25 protein-coding genes and 1 tRNA gene are annotated in these 18,707 nt (G+C 65.9%); 11 read left to right on the top strand and 15 right to left on the bottom strand.

What is annotated here, in order from left to right:
- Nucleotides 1-163 precede the first annotated feature (163 nt).
- Genes CGU35_RS12715 through CGU35_RS18220 form a run of 6 tightly spaced genes read right to left on the bottom strand, consistent with a single transcriptional unit; the run spans nt 164 to nt 3,941 of the window.
- Nucleotides 164-1,810, bottom strand: coding sequence for a phage tail tape measure protein (locus tag CGU35_RS12715; RefSeq protein ID WP_100811948.1), 1,647 nt, complete (start codon nt 1,808-1,810; stop codon nt 164-166).
- Nucleotides 1,810-2,178, bottom strand: a complete 369-nt coding sequence (locus tag CGU35_RS12710) for a hypothetical protein (protein WP_100811947.1) — start codon at nt 2,176-2,178, stop codon at nt 1,810-1,812. The genes CGU35_RS12715 and CGU35_RS12710 overlap by 1 nt, the downstream gene beginning before the upstream one ends.
- Nucleotides 2,175-2,345, bottom strand: coding sequence for a hypothetical protein (locus CGU35_RS18225; protein WP_157813978.1), 171 nt, complete (start codon nt 2,343-2,345; stop codon nt 2,175-2,177). Before CGU35_RS18225 ends, CGU35_RS12710 begins: the two co-directional genes overlap by 4 nt.
- The gene (locus tag CGU35_RS12705) at nt 2,342-3,397 is read right to left on the bottom strand and encodes an AAA family ATPase (RefSeq protein WP_232711296.1); all 1,056 of its coding nucleotides are present in this window, start codon (nt 3,395-3,397) and stop codon (nt 2,342-2,344) included. The genes CGU35_RS18225 and CGU35_RS12705 overlap by 4 nt, the downstream gene beginning before the upstream one ends.
- On the bottom strand, nt 3,394-3,717 hold the full coding sequence (locus tag CGU35_RS12700) for a hypothetical protein (protein WP_100811946.1): 324 nt from the start codon (nt 3,715-3,717) through the stop codon (nt 3,394-3,396). The genes CGU35_RS12705 and CGU35_RS12700 overlap by 4 nt, the downstream gene beginning before the upstream one ends.
- Nucleotides 3,714-3,941 carry a hypothetical protein gene (locus CGU35_RS18220; RefSeq protein WP_146047983.1) on the bottom strand — a complete coding sequence of 76 codons (228 nt, stop codon included), beginning with the start codon at nt 3,939-3,941 and terminating at the stop codon, nt 3,714-3,716. Before CGU35_RS18220 ends, CGU35_RS12700 begins: the two co-directional genes overlap by 4 nt.
- Nucleotides 3,942-4,031: 90 nt before the next feature.
- Here CGU35_RS18220 and CGU35_RS12695 point away from each other — a divergent pair, with 90 nt between their 5' ends.
- The 3 genes from CGU35_RS12695 (at nt 4,032) to CGU35_RS12685 (ending at nt 5,546) form a co-directional block, all read left to right on the top strand.
- The gene (locus CGU35_RS12695; protein ID WP_100811945.1) at nt 4,032-4,793 is read left to right on the top strand and encodes a helix-turn-helix domain-containing protein; all 762 of its coding nucleotides are present in this window, start codon (nt 4,032-4,034) and stop codon (nt 4,791-4,793) included.
- Between the two features lie 103 nt (nt 4,794-4,896).
- Nucleotides 4,897-5,121 carry a hypothetical protein gene (locus CGU35_RS12690; protein WP_100811944.1) on the top strand — a complete coding sequence of 75 codons (225 nt, stop codon included), beginning with the start codon at nt 4,897-4,899 and terminating at the stop codon, nt 5,119-5,121.
- Nucleotides 5,118-5,546: a terminase gpP N-terminus-related DNA-binding protein gene (locus tag CGU35_RS12685; RefSeq protein ID WP_100811943.1), complete on the top strand. Its 429-nt coding sequence runs from the start codon at nt 5,118-5,120 to the stop codon at nt 5,544-5,546. Before CGU35_RS12690 ends, CGU35_RS12685 begins: the two co-directional genes overlap by 4 nt.
- 260 nt (nt 5,547-5,806) lie before the next feature.
- Here CGU35_RS12685 and CGU35_RS12680 read toward each other — a convergent pair.
- Nucleotides 5,807-7,044 (bottom strand): IS3 family transposase gene (locus tag CGU35_RS12680; protein ID WP_100809984.1). Its coding sequence is split into 2 segments (ribosomal slippage): nt 5,807-6,759 and nt 6,759-7,044, totalling 1,239 coding nucleotides; the frame shifts between segments, so codons are not numbered across the junction.
- On the bottom strand, nt 7,013-7,294 hold the full coding sequence (locus CGU35_RS12675) for a hypothetical protein (RefSeq protein WP_100811942.1): 282 nt from the start codon (nt 7,292-7,294) through the stop codon (nt 7,013-7,015). Before CGU35_RS12675 ends, CGU35_RS12680 begins: the two co-directional genes overlap by 32 nt.
- Nucleotides 7,295-7,421: 127 nt before the next feature.
- Here CGU35_RS12675 and CGU35_RS12670 point away from each other — a divergent pair, with 127 nt between their 5' ends.
- On the top strand, nt 7,422-7,631 hold the full coding sequence (locus tag CGU35_RS12670) for a DNA-binding protein (RefSeq protein WP_146047985.1): 210 nt from the start codon (nt 7,422-7,424) through the stop codon (nt 7,629-7,631).
- Between the two features lie 15 nt (nt 7,632-7,646).
- Here the strand turns inward: CGU35_RS12670 and CGU35_RS12665 are convergent, their stop codons facing one another.
- The 4 genes from CGU35_RS12665 to CGU35_RS12650 form a co-directional block, all read right to left on the bottom strand.
- Nucleotides 7,647-8,063 carry a hypothetical protein gene (locus CGU35_RS12665; RefSeq protein ID WP_100811940.1) on the bottom strand — a complete coding sequence of 139 codons (417 nt, stop codon included), beginning with the start codon at nt 8,061-8,063 and terminating at the stop codon, nt 7,647-7,649.
- The gene (locus CGU35_RS12660; protein ID WP_100811939.1) at nt 8,060-8,428 is read right to left on the bottom strand and encodes a hypothetical protein; all 369 of its coding nucleotides are present in this window, start codon (nt 8,426-8,428) and stop codon (nt 8,060-8,062) included. Before CGU35_RS12660 ends, CGU35_RS12665 begins: the two co-directional genes overlap by 4 nt.
- Before the next feature lie 74 nt (nt 8,429-8,502).
- Nucleotides 8,503-8,844 carry a hypothetical protein gene (locus CGU35_RS12655; protein ID WP_100811938.1) on the bottom strand — a complete coding sequence of 114 codons (342 nt, stop codon included), beginning with the start codon at nt 8,842-8,844 and terminating at the stop codon, nt 8,503-8,505.
- Nucleotides 8,841-9,020: a helix-turn-helix transcriptional regulator gene (locus CGU35_RS12650; RefSeq protein WP_100811963.1), complete on the bottom strand. Its 180-nt coding sequence runs from the start codon at nt 9,018-9,020 to the stop codon at nt 8,841-8,843. Before CGU35_RS12650 ends, CGU35_RS12655 begins: the two co-directional genes overlap by 4 nt.
- A 624-nt stretch (nt 9,021-9,644) precedes the next feature.
- Between CGU35_RS12650 and CGU35_RS12640 the strand changes: the two genes are divergently transcribed.
- Nucleotides 9,645-10,676: a tyrosine-type recombinase/integrase gene (locus CGU35_RS12640; RefSeq protein WP_232711295.1), complete on the top strand. Its 1,032-nt coding sequence runs from the start codon at nt 9,645-9,647 to the stop codon at nt 10,674-10,676.
- Nucleotides 10,677-10,681: 5 nt separating this feature from the next.
- Here the strand turns inward: CGU35_RS12640 and CGU35_RS12635 are convergent, their stop codons facing one another.
- On the bottom strand, nt 10,682-11,170 hold the full coding sequence (locus CGU35_RS12635; RefSeq protein WP_100811936.1) for a YajQ family cyclic di-GMP-binding protein: 489 nt from the start codon (nt 11,168-11,170) through the stop codon (nt 10,682-10,684).
- Nucleotides 11,171-11,228: 58 nt separating this feature from the next.
- Here CGU35_RS12635 and CGU35_RS12630 point away from each other — a divergent pair, with 58 nt between their 5' ends.
- From CGU35_RS12630 to CGU35_RS12620, 3 genes are all read left to right on the top strand, one after another.
- Nucleotides 11,229-11,711 (top strand): FBP domain-containing protein, encoded by a 483-nt coding sequence (locus CGU35_RS12630; RefSeq protein WP_100811935.1) that lies wholly within the window; start codon nt 11,229-11,231, stop codon nt 11,709-11,711.
- A gap of 9 nt (nt 11,712-11,720) precedes the next feature.
- Nucleotides 11,721-12,653: a carbohydrate kinase family protein gene (locus CGU35_RS12625; RefSeq protein WP_100811934.1), complete on the top strand. Its 933-nt coding sequence runs from the start codon at nt 11,721-11,723 to the stop codon at nt 12,651-12,653.
- A gap of 84 nt (nt 12,654-12,737) precedes the next feature.
- Nucleotides 12,738-12,819, top strand: a tRNA-Tyr gene (locus CGU35_RS12620).
- A gap of 190 nt (nt 12,820-13,009) precedes the next feature.
- Here the strand turns inward: CGU35_RS12620 and CGU35_RS12615 are convergent.
- Both CGU35_RS12615 and CGU35_RS12610 read right to left on the bottom strand, forming a co-directional pair.
- Complete coding sequence (locus tag CGU35_RS12615; protein WP_100811933.1) at nt 13,010-13,846, bottom strand: NAD-dependent epimerase/dehydratase family protein; 837 nt, start codon at nt 13,844-13,846, stop codon at nt 13,010-13,012.
- A gap of 52 nt (nt 13,847-13,898) precedes the next feature.
- Entirely contained in the window at nt 13,899-15,194 is a 1,296-nt protein-coding gene (locus CGU35_RS12610) for an HNH endonuclease signature motif containing protein (protein ID WP_100811932.1), read from the bottom strand.
- A gap of 105 nt (nt 15,195-15,299) precedes the next feature.
- Here CGU35_RS12610 and CGU35_RS12605 point away from each other — a divergent pair, with 105 nt between their 5' ends.
- From CGU35_RS12605 to CGU35_RS12595, 3 genes are all read left to right on the top strand, one after another.
- Entirely contained in the window at nt 15,300-16,289 is a 990-nt protein-coding gene (locus tag CGU35_RS12605) for a LacI family DNA-binding transcriptional regulator (protein ID WP_100811931.1), read from the top strand.
- 93 nt (nt 16,290-16,382) lie between these two features.
- On the top strand, nt 16,383-17,096 hold the full coding sequence (locus tag CGU35_RS12600; RefSeq protein WP_100811930.1) for an L-ribulose-5-phosphate 4-epimerase: 714 nt from the start codon (nt 16,383-16,385) through the stop codon (nt 17,094-17,096).
- The gene (locus CGU35_RS12595) at nt 17,093-18,706 is read left to right on the top strand and encodes a xylulokinase (RefSeq protein WP_100811929.1); all 1,614 of its coding nucleotides are present in this window, start codon (nt 17,093-17,095) and stop codon (nt 18,704-18,706) included. Before CGU35_RS12600 ends, CGU35_RS12595 begins: the two co-directional genes overlap by 4 nt.
- Nucleotide 18,707 lies beyond the last annotated feature (1 nt).

The following is an 18,707-nucleotide window of genomic DNA, read 5'->3' as shown; positions in this document are numbered from 1 at the left end:
CGAAGCAACAAGAACCTGAAGCTCCTTTCAATCGCGGAAGACGTTTGCCGGTCGCGCGTCCGTGAACCAAGGTCGAAGGCTGAAATGCCGAAGCTTCTGCGCGTTTGTCGAAAGGCGGAAACCGAAAGTTTCGCCCAGAGGAGCGTCCGGTCGTTTGCGAGGTTTAGCCTTTGGCGAAGGTCTCGGGTTTGAACTCGGTGAATCTTTTGTTTGTTTTGCCGTCTTTTCGAAGCGTGTCAAGCGTACGCCTGGGCCTTTTCGCGCGCGCTTTCGGCTTTGCTGCTGTGCGAGCAAATGCGATGACGGTGATGACACCGGTCAGTGCGAGACCCGCTGCGCCCCCGAGGATCGCGGTTCGGTTGAAGCTGCCATTTGTCGTGTCGAGTGCAGTCTTCAACTCGAGATACTTCGCGCGAAGACCGACGGCGGCACCACCGAAGAGGAGTACGGCGGTCGTCGCGACCCCGATGACGAGCGCGGTCGTCTGCACCGGCTCGGGGAGTTCCCCGTATATGTCGACGAGCGCGGTCGCTGCCTGCACCATTGTGCGGAGCACTTCGTTCGCGCCGGACCCGGTCTTGATGAACGCGGTATCGAACGCACCACCGAGCTTCTCGACATCACCGGCCAGGTTGTCCTGACGGATCGCGGCCTGCTGAGCGGCGTAACCTGTGTCGTCGACTGCCTCAGTCCACTTATTGACTTGCTCAGCGCCACCTTCGTACAACAGGGTGGCCGCGTTGAGCGACTCGTTGCCGAAGATCCGACCAAGGGCCGCGAGCCGTTCCTGTTCGCTGAGGTTGCCGAGGCGAGTGCGCAGCTGCTCGGCGATGCCAGCCATTGAAAGCATGTTGCCGTTGCCGTCGAACATGCTGATGTTGTACTTTTTCATCTCCTTGTCCGCCGCAGCGGAGGGAGCCTGCAAAGAAGCAAGAACGCCCCGAAGGGACGTACCCGCCTTCTCGCCGATGATGCCCTGCGTCGCGAAGTACGCGATCGTGCCCGCCGTCTCGTTGAGGGAGAAGCCGACAGACCCCGCGAGCGGGCCAACGTATGACAGGGCGAGAGCGAGGTCGTCGACTGACCCTTGAGCCTTGCCGGCCCCGGCGGCGAGCACGTCCGAGACGTGCGCGGCTTGCTCGGCAGGTAGCCGGAACTGCGTCAGCGTGGTGGCCATGATCTCCGCGGACCGGGCGACTTCGAGTTGTCCGGCGGCGGCGAGAGCGAGCGCACCGTTCAGTGAACCGCCGACGATGTCCGCGACGTTGAGGCCCGCTTTCGCGAGCTCTTCCTGTGCACCTGCAGCCTCGGAGGCCGAGTAGGCGGTGTCCGCGCCAGCTTCGAGGGCCGCGTCGCCAAGGGCGCGCTGATCCTCCACCGTCGCCATAGTCGAAGCGCGAACGTTCGACATCGCCGAATCGAACTCGGCGTACTTCGTGACAGAGATGCCGACGAGCGCGCCGACAGCGACACCCGCAGCGAGCAGGCCCACGGAGAGGGACTTCGCCGCGTTGGCCTGCTGCTCGGTGACCTTCGCCTGTTCCTCTTGCGGGCGCTTCGACCGTTTCGACTCGTCGCCGACCCGTTTGGTCGCGTCAGCCTGCTCGTTCAGCGGGCCCTTCGCGGCCTTCGCCTTCTTGCCCGCGGTGTCCGTCGCGGTGCCGGCCTGGTCGAGGTCGTCTGCCGCGGTCTTCGCGGCCCGCCCGGTCTTCTCGAGCGCTTGGGATGCGTCGCCCTGCTCCTTCTTGAAGATCGCCGCGCCTACGGTCTGGATCTTGAAGAGGAGCGCTCCCGCGTCGAAGCCACCCATCACACACCCCCGAAGAACACAGCGCCGCCTGGTGTGTGAATCCCGAGCCCCCTGCACGCTGAGGCGACAGCCTGGAGGCGACGCAGCAGCCCCTCTTCGCCCGGGAGGGTGGATAGGTCCGCGGTGAGCGTCAGGTGGAGCGTGAGGCGGATGATTGCCCCCAGGATGACCCCGTGTGCGTAGTCCTCGTCATCGGGGAACCGGTCGAGCGTCTCCCGGATCTCCGCTGATGCCATCAACCAGTCGGGGGCGGTGATGATCGCCGTTGAGAGGCGGTCGACGTCGTTGAGGATCTGCTGCGGTTCGACTGCGGCGAGGTCGTCGAGTTGTGCCGCGAATGCCGCGACTTGATCGTCGATGTCGGTCATGAGCGTGCTCCGTTCTGGGCCTGTTTCCGCTGGGCGAGGAACGGGCATGTGGGGTCGTGCAGGACGGTCAGAACCCAGACGCCGGTGTCGAGTTGAGTGAGGTGCCCGTCGTTGAGGCAGTCGGGGCAGGTGTAGTGATTGGCGATCGCGGCAACCGGATTTCTCATGACGCACCCCCGTGGTTCCCGACGAGCGTTCCCCGTTCCCCGTCTATAGAGACGGGGAACACGGGAACACTCCACTCGTCACCCGTTCCCGGAACGTTCCCCGGTGTTCCGGGAACACCCTTGAACTCCTGAAAAGCCCTGGTCGCACGCGTTCCGCCCCACCTCATCCGCTCCTTCACATCACGCACAGAGGAGGGCGGGGGAACAAGCCGGTGCAGTTCGTCCAAATCGGACCGGGGAACATGCACTTGCATAGGAGCAGGGAACCTAGCGAGCAGCGCGTCGCCGCGCGAGTCGAGGGTGAAGTTGCAAACGATCGGTTCCCGTGAAGCCGTGGAGATCGCACGGAGTGCCCCGTGGCGGTCCTTCACGATCGAGAGTTGAGCTTCTCCACCACGCCCCGGAGTGAACGGGGAGACGTTCGTCACGCGGATCAGCGCACCGTCTACGGCCCGTTTCTTCGCCATGGTGCCGGTGGCTCCGTAGTTGCGTGAGTCGGTGCCCTTGGCCTCGTGGTCGATCGCGAGAACCCCTGTACCCGTCCGGGCGAGAGCGGTGAGGACGGCCCGGTGGACTCGGGTGTAGTCGTCGCTGTCGTTGCTCGAGGCCCCAAAGAGGGGGAGGAGCTCACCGATACTGTCGACTACCGCGAGAGTCGGGTTCCATGTCGTCGCGTCCTTCACGACAGCCATCACCGTTTCCGCGTCCTCCGGGATGGACAGCCGGAACCGGGAAGGGTCGATGAGCGTCTCGGCCGCGACTCCGTACTGGCGGAACCGGGTGAGGATCGCGGGTGCCCCGTTGTGGTCGAGGTCGACCCACAGCACCCGGCCCTCGGTGAAGAGTTCGTCTGCAGCCATCGCGCCGGCCACGAGCGTTTTCCCGGCTTCTGGGGCACCGAGCAGGACGTTCACAGCTGCGGCGTACAGCAGCGGTACACCGTCGCTCCTGCGCCCGCCGATCGATGTCTGTGGAGCCGTGAACGTCCCGTTGAGGATCGCCTCGACATCGACATAGCGATCCGGGCGGTCGGCTTCCTGTTCCTTGGTCACTCGGGCACCGCCTCGGTAGGCATCCCGGTCCGCCAGTACACGCGCCACCCTTCATCCATCGCCCGCAGTTGCATCTCGCGGATCTGTGTGGCGGAGTGGTTCGCGCGGAGGTACCAGTAGTCCGCCGCGGCTTCGGCCTGGTCGCGCTGTGCGCGCATCGCTGCCGCTCCCGCGTGAAACCCGTCACGCCAGAGGTCGTGTAGCTCGGCGGGGAGTTCGTGAGGGTCGCGCGACTGGGTGAGGATCTCGTCGACCGTGGCCGCACGTCGCCCTATGGGTGTGACGCGGGCCAGTCCTGGCGACGACGCAGCGATGCTCATGCCGCTTCGTTGATTTCGTTCAGCTGGGCAAGGAGACGTGCGTACCGGAGCCGCATGCGTCCACGTGGACGACTGGCTCCGGTCTCCCAGCGGCGGACGGTGTAGGGGTCGACTCGTAGCTCCATGGCAATCCAAGAGCCAGGCAGCTTGGCGCGCTCACGGATCTCCCGCGCCCGAGGCGGGTCGATCAGTCGCAAGGCGATTGCGTCTTCGGCGATGCTCACTGCTTGCTCCCTTCGTTTGTTCCTCCAGTGTCGCGCGACTGTGCTCTGAATGCGCTACGCTGAAAGTAGCGAGTTTGGAACGGAGCAATCATGAACACAGAGCCGAGCTGGCGCGAAGTCGCTGCGCTGATCACCGCGACCCCGGGATCCGCCGAACAGCGCCTACCGGAGCGCATCAAGTCCCTGCGCGAGTCGCACAGGGATGCTGCGGGCAACCCCAACCCCCTCACACACACCGAGCTCGCACGCCGGTTGCAGGACGTCGGATGGACCACGGATCGAACCACGCTGTGGAAGATCGAAAACTCGGCTGCAGGAAACGGACGCCGGAAGATCACAATCGATGAACTCCTCGCCTTCGCGAAGGTCTTCGGCGTGACCGTGGCAGAACTGCTCCTTCCGGAAGGCGGGGTCGCGCAACTCGAAACACATGCGGCGATGGTGGCCGCGATCGACGCCCTCGAGACCGCTCAGAAGGCTTGGATCGCATACGCGGTCGCGGTGGGTAACGCGCAGCAGTACCTCAACGACGCGACCAACCGGGAGCAACTCAGAGCACGATTCGAGGCGTGGCGAGATGACCTAGAGGAGAACCAGACCGCTCAAGAGGTGACGCTATGGAAACGTGACGTTGCGAAGCGCATCGAGCAGGGGAAGCGCCCCCCCGAAGCCTCGCTGCTGATGCACGCGAGCGATGAGGAGATCGTTGCATCGCCTGAGTTCCGCAGCTTCCGCCAGGGACTGGACGTCCAGCCCGTCTACGCGGCGTACGACGATGTTCTCGGCGGCAAGTTGATAGCGCGCGACGCGATCCAGCCTGGGCGCGCGCGGAAGATCGACGAGGTCGACTGATGGCCGGCCACAACCGTGCCCCCTTACAACTGTCATCATGGAAGTGTCGGAAGCAGGGCCGACTTCACCGCCGCACTAAACCGCGGCCGAACATAGGAGAAACATGGCCCTGACCAAGACCGAAGCCTCGGCACGCTCACGCGCATTTGTCGACGCCGACCAAGAACTCAGCGCATGGCTCGCATCCAAGCTCGCGGAGATCGACGTAGCGAGCGCCGAAGAGCACTTCACCGACGAAGAGACCGCCGCGTCTCGTCTCCTGATCTACAAGGATCTGGGGCGGAGGGCGAAGCGGACGCTCGCGCAGATCGTCCGGGAACACAAGTGACCGCCCTCGACCACGAGCGGGCCAAGTACCTGCACAGTCAAGGCTTCTCCTGCAGCGGCATCGCCCGCAGCCTCAACGTAGCCAAGTCGACCGTGTCCGAATGGGCAGCCAAAGAGGGCCTCAGCTTTGACCGCACCAAGACCGAGAACGCCACCCGGGCGTCGCAAGTCGACCGTGCCGCCCGGCGAAGCCAGATCATCGAACGCCTCTACGACCAGGTCGACACCGTCCTCGACCGCCTCGAACAGACCGAAGACACCCCAGCGCGGGACCAACGCGACTACTCCGTCGCACTCACCAACTACCTTGAACGCGTCACCCGCCTCGAACTCGTAGACGGCGAACCCGGTCTCGCGCAAGCCGAATCGATGCTCGGACGTCTCGCCGAAGGATTCGGGTTCACGATGAAAGGCGAACCCATCTGACACCGCGCTTCGCGCGCGCGCGAGGGCCGAACGTTCGCCCCGCCACGGAAGTTCTCATCGTCACCTGCGGTGCGGTGGGGGTCCTCGTGGGTGGGCGGTCGCCCGGCGAGGCCCATCGGGGTAATTCAGTCGGTGGATTGCGTGCCGGTGGTCGAGGTCGCTTCGGTTCGTGCTCGCGCGAACTCGTCGAGGTTCCACACGAGCCGGGACCACCAGACGGCTGCTCCCATCTCCGCTATGAATCGGCCTGACTTTCGTTCCTATCGGGAGCCTTGTCCAGCAGGTGCCGGATTGGCTGATTCCAGGTCAGCGTAGTACGCGTCTTCGACCTCGATCGGGGTGCGCATGTCGAGCTCGCCGTGGAGGCGCTGATTGTTCCACCACCACACGTACTCAAGGGTTGCTAGCTCGACCTGCTCGACGGTTCGCCAGGGGCCGCGCTGACGGATCAGCTCGGTCTTGTAGAGACCGTTGACCGCCTCCGCGAGGGCGTTGTCGAACGAGTCGCCGACGGTCCCGGTGGAGGGTTTCGCGCCGAGTTCCTCGATCCGATCGGTGTAGACCACGGCGAGGTAGTTCGATCCGTGATCGGCGTGATGAACCAGGCCGTCGAGGCGTCCGCCGGCGTCCCAGGCGGCCATATCGAGCGCCCGTAGTGGCAGGATGTCGGACTTGAGCGTGGCTGCGACGTTCCAGCCCACGATGCGACGCGAATAGACATCGGTGACGAACGCGACATACGCGAACCCGGACCATGTTGCGACGTATGTCACGTCAGCGACCCAGAGGCGGCGCGGGCCGGGGGCAGTGAACCGGCGTTGCACGAGATCCTTCGGCTTCTCCGCTGCCGGGTCGGACTTCGTCGTGAACATCCGCTTGGACCGCTTCACGCCCTCCACCCCGGCGAGCCGCATGAGCCGTTCGGTCTGATCGCGACCGATCTCCCACCCTTGCCGCCGCATGAGTGCGTGCATCTTCCGGCGTCCGTAGACGCCGTAGTTCTCCGCATGTAGGCGAGCGACCTCCGGCACCAGCAGGTCGTCGCGCAGCTGCCTCGCTGACGCCGCACGGCTGACAGCGGCGCGGTAGCCGCGCGCGGTGAGGAAGCCCTGGACTGCCGGTTTGAGGACCCGGCAGATGAGCTCGACCCCGAAACGATCCCTGTGTTCATCGATGAACCGGACCATCTCGGTCAGGGGCGGTCGAGCTCCTTCGCGAAAAACACGCTCGCAGCCTTGAGGATCTCGTTGGCCTTGCGCAGTTCGGCGTTCTCCTTCTGCAGCCGCTTGATCTCCACCGCCGCGTCCGTCGTCAGCCCGGGCTTGACACCGGCGTCGACCTCGGCCCGGCGCTGCCACAGTCGCAACGTCTCCGGGCTCATCCCCAGCAGCCCAGCCACATGCCTAACCGCGCTCATCATCGTCGGGTGCGACGGCCGCGTCTCCGCGAGCATCCGCAACGCCCGCTCACGCATCTCCGGCGAATACTTCCTGTTCATCGTGTTCCATCCTTGCTTGAAGAACGGAACGAAAGTCAGGCCGATTCACTAAGACCGCTGCGATCCCCGTGGCGATCACGGCGTACGACCACCATGTGTACGGCATGACGTGTGTCACGCCGACGCCGATGCTGATCCCGAGCATGATGCCGACGCAAAGCAGCCAGCGGCGATGAACGATCGCGGTCGATTCCACGAGACGCGATGTGGGGTCGGTGTGTTTGGATCCGTGGTTCCTGCTCATGGTCATGTCTCTCTTTCGTGTGTGACTTGTCATTGAAGGCGGGGGCGATGTCGGCACGATGGCCGAGATTTGGACGCGGGGCGGCTAGTGACCGCGGGTGTTTGTGAGGTCCATCGCGCGCGAAGATGGGCCGATGATGCCGACCTATCTTTCTCCCGCTCAGGTTTGCGAGTTATTGCCGGGTATGACCGAGGAGATCCTCGAATCTCGCCGTAAGCAGCGCCTTGATCCCCCGTATTTCAAGCCGACTGGCGAGCGCGGGAAGGTCGTCCTCTACGACCGCGCCGAGGTCCTTGCGTGGGTGCAGCGCAACCGTGTCCAGACCCGAGCAGGCGCGACGTGAGGGCACGCTGACTTGTCACGACGAACCGACTTCCCATAGGCGTTGCGCGAGATCGTCGGCGTACCGGTCGATCATCATCTCGAGTTCGAGCTGCACAACCGGATCGTCGAGGAACCTGCCCAGCGAAACCCGCCAGCAGTAGTGACCAGCCGGCGTTCGATACTTGAACCAACACTTAGGCCTGTAGCGCGCCCAGCGACCATCCGGCATAAGCGCCAGCACGCGCTCGGCGGACTCGCGCTCGGCGGGTGTGGATCCGGCCATGTGCCGCAGCACGAACTCTTTGCGGCTCGGGACCCGGTAGATGAAGTAGTGGAGGCGTGCTGCTGCGCCATCGACGGTGACGTAGTGCGCCGCGGTCGTTGCGTCGCGCGCAATGCGTGTGGTGTAGTCGCGGTATTTCTTGTCAAAGGAAGCCTCGCACGTGCTCATCGTCCCGCCTCCGAGGTTCCGTCGAAGATGTCGGCCATGGCAAGCAAGTCCCGCGCGATCGTTCTCAGGTCGTCACCGGACGAGACCTCGACCTCGTTCGGTAGGTAGAGGTTCGGCGTCTGCTCGCCAGAGATCCGTACGACCCCGTTTGTCAGGCGTCCACAGCCGTACAACTCGACCTCGCCCTGTCGAGTGAGGAAGCTGAAAATCGTGCCCTCGAGTTCGTCGTCGATGGCTTCGATGTCGATGGTCTCGGCCCACGTCGGCACCGAGGCCCGGATCTCCGGGTGTGCTGCGAGGTAGTCGGCTTCGACCTGATCCCACTGCTCGAGGTCCGTGGGGTGTGCGATAGTGGTGGTGTTCATTTGAGTACCTTTCGTGGGTGCTTGGGCCTCGTCGAGTTGCACCTCGGCGGGGCCATTTTTCTTGCGAGGGTCTGTCAGAAGAGACACTTCGTCTCCTTCGCCGCGATCGTGAGAGCCCACACAGTCGCGGGACGCCCGAAGTCCGAGCGGCCCTCTAGGCGAGTAGCGCTCACCGTGCCACTGCGGCACAGTTCCGAGCGACGGGAACGCAGGGAACTGGGCGAGGCCATGGGTGCGTCGTGCGTCCGCACGCGCACCTCGTACGCGGCACGGATCGCATCGTCGGTCATCGGGCCGTCACGCAAGATCGCGACGATGTGTTCCCGCACGGTCGTCGTGTGCGTTTCGGTTTGACTGAGTGCGGCCTCGAGCGACGTGCCCGTGTCGACTGCCATCGCGCGGGCGCGTGAGTTCATGACGCGGCCGAGAACTGGTCTTCGATCCACGCTTCAACATCCGCTTCGCGGAAGCAGATCCGACCGGAGATCTTCGCGTGCTTCGGGGCACGCTTCTGGTTGATCATCCAACGCACCTGGGCGGGGGAACGACGAAGCCGCTCGGCGACCTCGTCTATGAAAAGCAACTTCTCCATCGGGAGCATCCCTTTCGGCTATGTTTCCTAGTCGCCAGTCGACTATGAAGCACAGTAGACCATGAATTCCCGTTAGCGGTCAACTAGCAATTGAGGTACCGTTTGTTCAGTGCAGCCACTCGATACACACATCGGCGCGAACCTCTCTCAGCTTCGGGGTGCGATGACGCAAAAGGACCTTGCTGAACGGATGCGCCAGCTCGGACACAAGTGGTCCCAGGCGACCGTTTGGAGCGTTAGAAAGGTGAGCGACCGTTGCGGCTAACGGAGGCGCTCTCGCTGGTTGGGGTGTTGAATACGCAGATCTCGGTCCTTGTGGCGGATCCGAATGCGGTTGCGGTCAATCGGCGTGCTGAGCTCGAGAGGTTGCAGACAGAAATCGAGCGGCTGACTTTCGAGAGCGAGAAGAAGCGTTCGGCCTCCCAGGGCCTCGAGCATGAACTCGGTGTCTTGGCGGGGGAGGTATCCCAGATCGACATGAGGCTTGCTCGCCTCGTAACTCGCCGCAACTTACTGGCCCATCAGGAGAGTCCTCCAGATGGCTTCGATTAAGCAGAGGACTGACGGGAAGTGGCGTGCCCGGTACCGCGACGGGACAGCCGGGAGCACGCGCGACACTTCTCATTGAAGCGTGACGCGCAGCGTTGGATCGACGAGGTCACCGCAGCCGTAGTCACCGGCCAGTACGTCGACCCCAAAGCGGGACGATCGACGTGGCGGGAGTGGTGCACCGGTTGGATGGCGAGGCAGTCGTGGGCCCCGGGCACGACGGATGCGGCCCGTACATCTGTTGAATCTGTCCCGTGGGTCGATCATGCGATCGGGCGTGTGAAGCCGTCCCAGGTGCAAGCGTGGGTCGCGGCAGAGGTGAAGCGCGGACTCGCGCCATCCACCGTCAAGACTCGCTTGAACTACGTGCAGATGGCGTTTCGTGCCGCGGTGGTCGACAAGGTCATCTCGGAGTCGCCGGCTGCAGGGGTGAAGCCGCCACGGCAACGTCGCGCGGACGCGGCGATGAAGACGCTCACCGCTGAGCAACTGCGCAGGGTGCTCGAGGTCGCGGGCGACTTCCGTCCCTTCGTCGCGGTCTGCGTGTTCGCGGGTCTACGCCTCGGTGAAGCCGCCGGCCTTCAACTACGCGACATCAACTTTCTTGGCCGTTCGATCGCCGTATCGAGGCAGGTCCAGGTCTCGACAATCAAGACGGTCGAGCTCGTGCCACCCAAGGCGGGATCCGAGCGGACGGTATACGTTCCCGACGAACTTCTCCGGATCCTGTCGGCTCACATCGCCGGGGAGGGCATCGGAGCGCCGGACGAGATGCTTTTCCTCACTCCGTTGCAGCGTGTGTGGAACCGCAACAACGCGGCAGGGGAGTGGCGGCGCATCCGAGAGGCAGCGGGCCTCCCCGACGATGTCACGTTGCACGCGCTACGTCACACCTACGCGTCGAACCTGATCGCCGCGGGCTGTGACGTCGTGACGGTGCAGAGGTCGCTGGGGCATTCGCAGCCGTCGATCACGCTCAACGTGTACAGCCACCTGTGGCCGTCTGCAGAGGATCGCACGCGGTCCGCGACGGCGGACTTTATGGCTGGAATCCTGGATTCCGCGGACTCCCTGCGGACTGAACCAGGAAAACCCCAGGTCAGCTAGCCCACCTAGCGGTAGTTGACGAACTGCAGGTCGACGTCGAGGTCGGCGGCCTTCAGTACCCGGATGACCTCTTGCAGGTCGTCGCGGCTCTTCGACTGCACGCGCAGCTCGTCGCCCTGGATCTGCGACTTGACGCCCTTGGGGGCCTCGTCGCGGATGATCTTGCCGATCTTCTTCGCGTTCTCCTGCGAGATGCCGTCCTTGATCGTGGAGACGATGCGGAACTCCTTGCCGCTCGCGAACGGCTCACCCGACTCGAGGCTCTTCAGCGAGATGCCGCGCTTGATGAGCTTGGACTGGAAGACATCCAGAACCGCTTTCGCGCGCTCTTCGCTGTTCGCCTTGATCAGAACGGACTCGCCGCTCCACTCGACGGATGCACCGGTGCCCTTGAAGTCGTAGCGCTGCTCGATCTCTTTGCGCGCCTGGTTCAGGGCGTTCTCGGCCTCCTGGTGGTCGACTTTGCTGACGATGTCGAAGGATGAATCGGCCATCCATCCAGTCTATCCGGCGTCGTTCGTAGACTGGAGGGGCACGATGCATGGAGGTGGGATGCGACCGCTGACCGAGGACGAGGTTCGGGCGTCGTTCGTGAACGTCGTCGACGAAGAGATCAGGCAGCTGCAGTTGCCGCACGACTTCCTGTTGACCGACTGGGATCACCTGGACTTTCTGGCGTGGCGTGATCCCGAGGCGCGTGGACGCGGATACGTCGTCACGGAGCAGGACGGCAAGCCGCTCGGCGTTGCGTTGAGGGCCGCTTCGACGACCTCGCGGGCCCGCTCCGGGATGTGCGACATCTGCCACACGCTCCAGCCCGCCGATCAGGTCTCGCTGTTCACCGCCCGTAAGGCGGGCCCATCCGGTGCGCACGGCGACACTGTCGGCACCTATATCTGCGCCGATCTGTCGTGTCACGAGAACGTCAGGCTCGCGGCTCCGCTCGCCCCCTCCGAGGTGCGGGCGAGTGTCGACCGGCGGATCGACGGCGCCCGACGTCGCACGGAGCGGTTCGTCGAACGGGTGCTGGCGTAGTCTCGCGTCATGACGCAAGGACGGGTTGTGGTGGTCGGTGACGCGCTCATCGACGAGATGCGGGACGACCTCGGGGTGCGGGAGTTCGTCGGGGGAGCGGCCCTCAATGTCGCGGTCGGAGTGGCTCGTCTGGGCATTCCGACGACGCTCATCGCGATGGTCGGCGACGACGACGCCGGTGCCCGCATCCGCGCCTATCTCGCCGACTTCGACGTCGAGCTGCTCGCGACTCCATCGCCCCTCGGGACGTCGCGCGCCGTGAGCGAGCGAGCCGGGGGCGCCGAACCCGTCTACGTGTTCAACGCCGCGGCCCAGGCCCGACGCATCCGTTTCGGCGATGTCGAGCGGGCGGCGATAGCGGATGCGCCGATGACCGTCGTGAGCTGCTTCCCCTTCGATGACGCGGCGCAGGCGGCGGAGTTCGCCACGGCTGTTCACGGCTCGTCGACGCGCCTCGTGATCGATCCGAATCCGCGAACCGGCATGATGCGTGATCTGGCCGAGTTCGTGGCCGGGTTCGAGGATTTGGCGCCGCGCGCGTCGCTCGTGAAGATCGGTGACGACGACGCGCATCTGATGTTCGGGGAATCGCTGGATGACTCGGCCGAGCGGATGCGTGAGCTCGGTGTGCCCATCGTGTTGGGCACGCGCGGCGCGGACGGTGCGTTCGTTCGCGCCGTCGCGCTCGGTGACGATGAGCTCGTCGCACCCATCGCGGACCTGCCCGGGCGGGTCGTCGACACGATGGGTGCCGGTGACGCGACGCTTTCGGCGGTCGTCGCCCGCCTCGCGCAGGATGGTGAGCCCCGCGACGCGGAGGGGTGGCGCGGGGTTCTCGACGAGGCGATGCTCATCGCCGCCACCACCTGCCGGTTCGAGGGTGCGTTGCTGCGAACCCCGAGCGAACTGCGTGGTGTGGATCTCGACAGCCTCGGCACCTGACCCGCGTACTTCGGAGCGCCGCCGATTGGGTAATATGGGAGATCGCGCTTCCGGTCGTCTGAGAAAGTCGGACGGGCGCGCCCTGGCGAGTTACCCAAGCGGCCAAAGGGATCTGACTGTAAATCAGCCGGCGTAGCCTTCGGGGGTTCGAATCCCTCACTCGCCACAAAAACGAAGAACGCCCCCGTGCATGCGGGGGCGTTCTTCGTTCACCGGGTGCTGCGCGGTTCGAACAGCCGCGCGTCCCGCGCTTGGTCAGGGCTTGCCGTTGTCGACCCAGCCCCTGTGTGCCTTGAGCGCGTGGTAGACCGCAACCATTCGGCCAGCCTAGGGCGGGCATGCGCAACAACGACAGGTCAGTCGCGCCAGGAATGCTGGGGGTCGTATCCGAGCAGGCGCCGAGCTTTCGCGATCGAGAGCATCGTGTCGTTCACGCCGAGGTCGCCATGGACAGGCACGTCGGGGAAGACCTCGGCCACGAGTTCGACGTTCGGCCGGGTCGTGACGGTGTCGGCCGCCGCGATGATGAAGCGGTCGAAGCCCGGGGGAGCGACCTGCAGCGCCCGATCGATCGCCTGGGCGCCGTCGCGGGCATCGATGTACCCCCACAGGTTCCACTTGCGATCGCGCGGATCGGCGTCGTACGGGAACGCCGCGTAGTCCTCGGGCACCATGACGTTCGAGAAGCGCAGCGCCGTGATCGAGACATTCGGATGCCACCGCACGAGCTCGATCGCGAGCTGCTCCTCGAGGTGCTTGACCAGCGAATAGACCGACTCGGGGCGAGCGGGGTACTCCTCGTCGACCGGAATGTAGGGCGGCGGCACGTCGAACGGCAGGCCGAGCACGGTTTCGCTCGATGCGTAGACGATGCGCGTGATGCCGAGCCGGATCGCGGCCCAGAACACGTTGAACGTGCTGGGCATGTTGTTGTGGAACGTTGCGACATCCGGGGCGATACCGGGCGCCGGGATGGCGGCCAGGTGGACGACCGCATCGAACCCGTCGTGCTGATCGTTGACCGCGGTGAGGGCATCGACGACCTGGCCGTAGTCGGTGAGGTCCACGCGCACGAAGCCGGGGCCGCGCTCGCCGACGATGTCCATGCCGATGACGTCGTGGCCGGCCGCGCGCAGTTCGCGCAGGACGACAGAGCCGAGCTTGCCGGAAGAACCCGTGAGAGCGATGCGCATCCATCCAGGCTCGCACACAGGCGCGGTGCGAGGGCGGGCGGAGTGCGGTCGATCAGAACGGAGGTGGTGCAGAACTCACGTAACCGGTCGGCGTCTCGACCCTGACGGTGCCGTCGCGCCGCGTCATGAAGCGGAATCTGGTGCTGTGCCGATGCCGATGATCCGGAGGGCACAGGGGGCGCAGATTGTCTTGATCGGTGCGCCCGCCCAGAGCCCACGGCCTGTCGTGGTCGATGTCGGCGTCGAGCGCCAGCCGGTTGCATCCATCCCGCGCGCACTTTCCGTGGCGCAGGATCAGCCACGTGCGCTGCGCCTCGGTCGGGCGGTAGGTGCGACGGTCCATCTCGAGCACGATCCCGCGAACCGGATCGGTGATCACCCGGTGGAAAGCCTGGGCGTCGGTGAAGATCTGGGCGGCGGTGAGCGGATCGATCGGGCCATGGCCCACGAGTTGTGCATCTTCGCGGGGGAGGGCGGCGAGCCGGGCCGCGATGTCGGCCCGGCTGCCGTCGCCCGTCAGCAGAGAGACCGGCACCGTGACGAAGACCTTCGTCTTGACCGCCGTCGGGGTTCCCTCGCCCATCAGCCACGACGCGAACAGATCGGCGCGGATCTGATCGCGGGTGCGCGACTCGCGCGCGTCCTTCGACGTCGCCTTCGCGGTGGCGTCGAGGCGTCGACCCATGGCCACGGCGCTGACGGTCGGTACGAGAGCCGAGACCCACGACATCCCGTCGTCGATGTGCTCGATGACCACGCGACGGTCGCGCATCGCGGCTGCGTGCCGCACATCCTCGCGTCGCGCGTCGAGGCGTTCGAGGAGCCTCGTGAGGCGCGCACGGAACGCTGCGCGCGAGCACGACAGCACCCATTCCGAAGCAGCGGCGTCGAGTTCGGCGATGGCGGCTTCGGCCTCGGCGTGTTGCTCGGGCGACGCGTCGACCGGCGCCTGCAACCGTGCCACGCCCGCGACGACCGCGTCGACCAGCACGAGCGGCGCAAAGCCATCGAGCGCGCGGCGCCAGAGCCACGGCAGCGACTCGGCGGCGGTCGCGGCGGTGTGCGCGAGGGAGCGGAGAGTCTGCTCGGCGACGTTCAGACGCAACGCGAGATCGAACAGAACTCCGCGCACCGCCATCTCTTCGCCATCGGCTCCGACGATGTCCGTGTACACGTACGGGTGCCTGCGAGCGATCTCGATCGCTTCTGCAATGCCAGCCGCGCGACGCGCCTCGTGGCGGATCGCCGCGAACTGATCGCTCTGCAGGTCGTCGAACAAGAACCCCAGCGACTCTTCCATCGACACGCTCGTCGGCGTGGATTCGAGAAGTTCGAGGCGCTCGATCATGAATCCATATTAGTACAAAAATACGATTCCGACAATGATCTAAGGGAAAGTGATAGAACATAGCTTCTATCACTACGCTGATGCTCAGCCCAGGGGAGGAAGACGATGACGCAGCCCGCGCCCGCGCGTGCCGTCGGTGTGCGCGATGTCGCAGCGCATGCCGGGGTCTCGACGCAGACGGTTTCACGCGTGCTCAACGGGCATCCGCATATCCGTCCCGAAACGCGGCAGCGGGTGCTCGACGCGATCCAAGCGCTGGGGTATCGCATCAACAACGCGGCGAGGGCCCTGGGTACCAGCACGTCGCGCACCCTCGGCGTGCTGGCATCCGATGCCGCTCTCTACGGCCCGGCCGAGGGGGTTGCCGCCCTCGAGGCAGCGGCCCGAGCGGAGGGGCGCTGGATCGCCACGGCATACGCGGATGCGTCGGATGTCTCGGCGGTCGAGGCCGCGGTGGGGCACCTGCTCGCGCAGGGCGTCGACGGCATCGTGCTCGTCGGATCGCATGCCCTGACGCTCGAGACCGCGAAGACCGTGGCGGCCGGAGTCCCGATCGTCGCCCTCCACGGCGGCACGGGTACGGTGGCGCAGTCCGCCGGGGCGGCACTCGCGGTCACGCACCTGCTCGATCTCGGCCATCGGCGAATCGCCGAAGTCGCGGGTCCCGGGGATTGGCTCGAGGCGATCGCGCGCTCGAGAGGGGTGGCCGAGGCGCTCGACGCGGCCGGTCTCGCCGTCGCCGCACGGTGGGAGGGCGACTGGAGTGCGGCCGCGGGGTACGCGCTCGCGGGGGACATCGTCGAGGCGCTGGGGCGCCCCGACCCGCCGACCGCGCTCGCGGTGGCCAACGATCAGATGGCTCTCGGTCTGATGGCCGGACTGCACGCGCGCGGCGTCGAGGTTCCGACCGTGCTGTCGGTCGTCGGCTTCGACGACAACCCCGATTCGGCGTTCTACCTGCCCGCGCTGACGACCGTACGACTCGATCTCGCGTCCGAAGCTCGGCGGGTGGTCGCCGAGGTCGTTGGAGGGAGCAGCACGACGAACATCGAGACCCCTCGCCTCGTTGCGCGTCGCTCCACCGCCCCTCGATGAGTCGACGCGACAGTAGTGAAGATCGAATGATACCGGTAACATAGTCTCCGTCGCCGGTCGTACGGCGATCGCCGCGAGACCGATGGAGACTCCGTGAGCACAACCGAAGACCCGTATTCCGTCGAGGCGGCGATCTCGGCCACCCGCGATGACGTGTCCCGTCTGCACGCGGAGTTGGTGCGCAATGACCTGGTCGTCTGGACGGGCGGGAACGTGTCGGGCCGGGTGCCGGGTGCGGATCTGTTCGTGATCAAGCCGTCGGGTGTGTCCTATGACGATCTGGCTCCGGAGAACATGATCCTCTGCGACCTCGACGGGAAAGTCGTGCCGGGGACGCCGGGGAGCGATCGTTCTCCGTCGAGTGATACGGCGGCTCATGCGTATGTGTATCGGCATATGCCGGATGTCGGGGGTGTGGTGCACACGCACTCCACCTACGCGGTGGCGTGGGCGGCGCGCGGCGAAGAGATCCCGTGTGTGATCACGGGGATGGCGGATGAGTTCGGCGGCCCCATTCCGGTGGGTCCGTTCGCGGTGATCGGGGACGACTCGATCGGGCGGGGGATCGTGGAGACCTTGACGGGGCACCGGAGCCGCGCGGTTCTGATGCAGAATCATGGGCCGTTCACGATCGGGGTATCGGCGAAGGATGCGGTCAAGGCCGCGGTGATGTGTGAGGACGCGGCGCGCACGGTGCACATCGCGCGCGAGGCAGGGCCCCTGATCCCGATTCCGCAGGACAAGATCGACGCGCTCTACGGCCGCTACCAGAACGTTTACGGACAGAACGAGGACGATCGCCGATGACCGCCGCCGACGGCGGCAAGCCGGGAACGGCTGCCGAAACGATCCGGTCCGGACGCACGGCGCTCGGCGTCGAGTTCGGCTCGACCCGCATCAAGGCGTGCCTGGTCGACGCGGACGATCCCGCCGATGTGCTCGCCGTCGGCGGCTTCGCGTGGGAGAACGGCTTCGAAGGCGGTCGCTGGACACATCCCCTCGAGGATGTCTGGACGGGACTCGCCGCCGCGTACGCAGACCTGAGGACGGATGCCGAGCAGCGCCACGGTGTCAGCCCGGTCACGGTGGGCGCGATCGGGGTCTCGGCCATGATGCACGGCTACCTCGCCTTCGGCGACGACGATGACCTGCTCGTGCCCTTCCGTACCTGGCGCAACACGTCGACGGGTCGCGCCGCGGCGAAACTGACCGAAGTCTTCGGTGTGAACATCCCGTTGCGCTGGTCGATCGCCCATCTGCACCAGGCGGTGCTCGACGCGGAAGAGCACGTTCCCGACATCCGGTTCGTCACGACCCTTGCCGGGTACGTGCACTGGCGCCTGACCGGGCGCCGCGTGCTGGGCGTCGGCGATGCGTCCGGGATGTTCCCGATCGATCCGGCAACCGGGGATTACGACGCGACCATGGTCGCGGCCTACGATTCGCTGGCGGATGGGCGCCTTCCCGCGCCTCTCGCCGAGCTGCTGCCTGAGGTACTCACCGCGGGTGTCGGCGCGGGCGAGCTGACGTCCGAGGGCGCGGCGCTCCTCGACTCGTCCGGGACCCTCGCCCCCGGCATCCCGTTCTGTCCGCCCGAGGGTGATGCCGGTACCGGCATGGTCGCCACGAACTCGGTCTCGCCCCGCACGGGAAACGTCAGTGCGGGCACCAGCATCTTCGCCATGGTCGTGCTCGAGCGCCCGCTCGCGAACGTGCACCACGAGCTCGACGTCGTCACGACACCGGCCGGGGACCCGGTCGCGATGGTGCACTGCAACAACGGGGCGAGCGAACTGGCCGCCTGGGCCGGCATGTTCGCCCGTTTCGCCGAGGCCGCGGGAATCCCGCTCGGGGCGGACGCCGTCTACGAGGTCCTCTTCCGCGAGGCGCTCGAGGCCGAACCGGATGCCGGGGGTCTGTTGGCCTACAACCACCTCGCCGGCGAACCGATCGCCGGGCTCGACGCGGGCCGACCGCTCGTCGTCCGCACCCCCGACTCGCGCCCGACACTGGGCAACTTCGCCCGCGCGCAGCTCTACGCCGCGTTCGGCACGCTGAGCCTCGGAATGCGCGTGCTGCACGGCGAGCGCGTCACCGTCGACACGATGTACGCGCACGGCGGCATGTTCCGCACGGCCGGGGTCGCGCAGCGGTTCCTGGCCGCCGCGATCGAGGCCCCCGTCGCCGTCGCCGAAACCGCTTCCGAGGGTGGCGCGTGGGGTATCGCGGTTCTCGCCGCCTACCGGAAGGCGGCCGACGACCTCGCCCTCGATGCGTATCTGGCCGAGCGTGTCTTCGCCGCGGCCGGGTTCGCGATCGTCGCGCCCGATCCCATCGACCTGGCCGGATACGCCACCTATCTCACGCGCTACGAAGCCGGGCTCGCCATCGAGCACGCCGCCGTCGCCGCCCTCTGAC

The organism is Microbacterium sp. BR1, from assembly GCF_002812725.1.
Lineage (GTDB): Bacteria > Actinomycetota > Actinomycetes > Actinomycetales > Microbacteriaceae > Microbacterium.
Note: the sequence above shows the minus strand (reverse complement) of the source record. Positions and strands in the feature narration are given on the sequence as shown.

Excerpts from the sequence above, each read along its gene's own strand:
- CGU35_RS12615 (WP_100811933.1), bottom strand. The coding sequence starts at position 13,846 with ATGCGCATCGCTCTCACGGGTTCTTCCGGCAAGCTCGGCTCTGTCGTC.
- CGU35_RS12695 (WP_100811945.1), top strand. The coding sequence starts at position 4,032 with ATGAACACAGAGCCGAGCTGGCGCGAAGTCGCTGCGCTGATCACCGCG.
- CGU35_RS12655 (WP_100811938.1), bottom strand. The coding sequence starts at position 8,844 with ATGAACTCACGCGCCCGCGCGATGGCAGTCGACACGGGCACGTCGCTC.
- CGU35_RS18225 (WP_157813978.1), bottom strand. The coding sequence starts at position 2,345 with ATGAGAAATCCGGTTGCCGCGATCGCCAATCACTACACCTGCCCCGAC.
- CGU35_RS12670 (WP_146047985.1), top strand. The coding sequence starts at position 7,422 with ATGATGCCGACCTATCTTTCTCCCGCTCAGGTTTGCGAGTTATTGCCG.
- CGU35_RS12700 (WP_100811946.1), bottom strand. The coding sequence starts at position 3,717 with ATGAGCATCGCTGCGTCGTCGCCAGGACTGGCCCGCGTCACACCCATA.
- CGU35_RS12665 (WP_100811940.1), bottom strand. The coding sequence starts at position 8,063 with ATGAGCACGTGCGAGGCTTCCTTTGACAAGAAATACCGCGACTACACC.
- CGU35_RS12675 (WP_100811942.1), bottom strand. The coding sequence starts at position 7,294 with ATGACCATGAGCAGGAACCACGGATCCAAACACACCGACCCCACATCG.
- CGU35_RS12710 (WP_100811947.1), bottom strand. The coding sequence starts at position 2,178 with ATGACCGACATCGACGATCAAGTCGCGGCATTCGCGGCACAACTCGAC.
- CGU35_RS12595 (WP_100811929.1), top strand. The coding sequence starts at position 17,093 with ATGACCGCCGCCGACGGCGGCAAGCCGGGAACGGCTGCCGAAACGATC.
- CGU35_RS12605 (WP_100811931.1), top strand. The coding sequence starts at position 15,300 with ATGACGCAGCCCGCGCCCGCGCGTGCCGTCGGTGTGCGCGATGTCGCA.
- CGU35_RS12715 (WP_100811948.1), bottom strand. The coding sequence starts at position 1,810 with ATGGGTGGCTTCGACGCGGGAGCGCTCCTCTTCAAGATCCAGACCGTA.
- CGU35_RS12660 (WP_100811939.1), bottom strand. The coding sequence starts at position 8,428 with ATGAACACCACCACTATCGCACACCCCACGGACCTCGAGCAGTGGGAT.
- CGU35_RS12635 (WP_100811936.1), bottom strand. The coding sequence starts at position 11,170 with ATGGCCGATTCATCCTTCGACATCGTCAGCAAAGTCGACCACCAGGAG.
- CGU35_RS12690 (WP_100811944.1), top strand. The coding sequence starts at position 4,897 with ATGGCCCTGACCAAGACCGAAGCCTCGGCACGCTCACGCGCATTTGTC.
- CGU35_RS12630 (WP_100811935.1), top strand. The coding sequence starts at position 11,229 with ATGCGACCGCTGACCGAGGACGAGGTTCGGGCGTCGTTCGTGAACGTC.
- CGU35_RS12625 (WP_100811934.1), top strand. The coding sequence starts at position 11,721 with ATGACGCAAGGACGGGTTGTGGTGGTCGGTGACGCGCTCATCGACGAG.
- CGU35_RS12650 (WP_100811963.1), bottom strand. The coding sequence starts at position 9,020 with ATGGAGAAGTTGCTTTTCATAGACGAGGTCGCCGAGCGGCTTCGTCGT.
- CGU35_RS12610 (WP_100811932.1), bottom strand. The coding sequence starts at position 15,194 with ATGATCGAGCGCCTCGAACTTCTCGAATCCACGCCGACGAGCGTGTCG.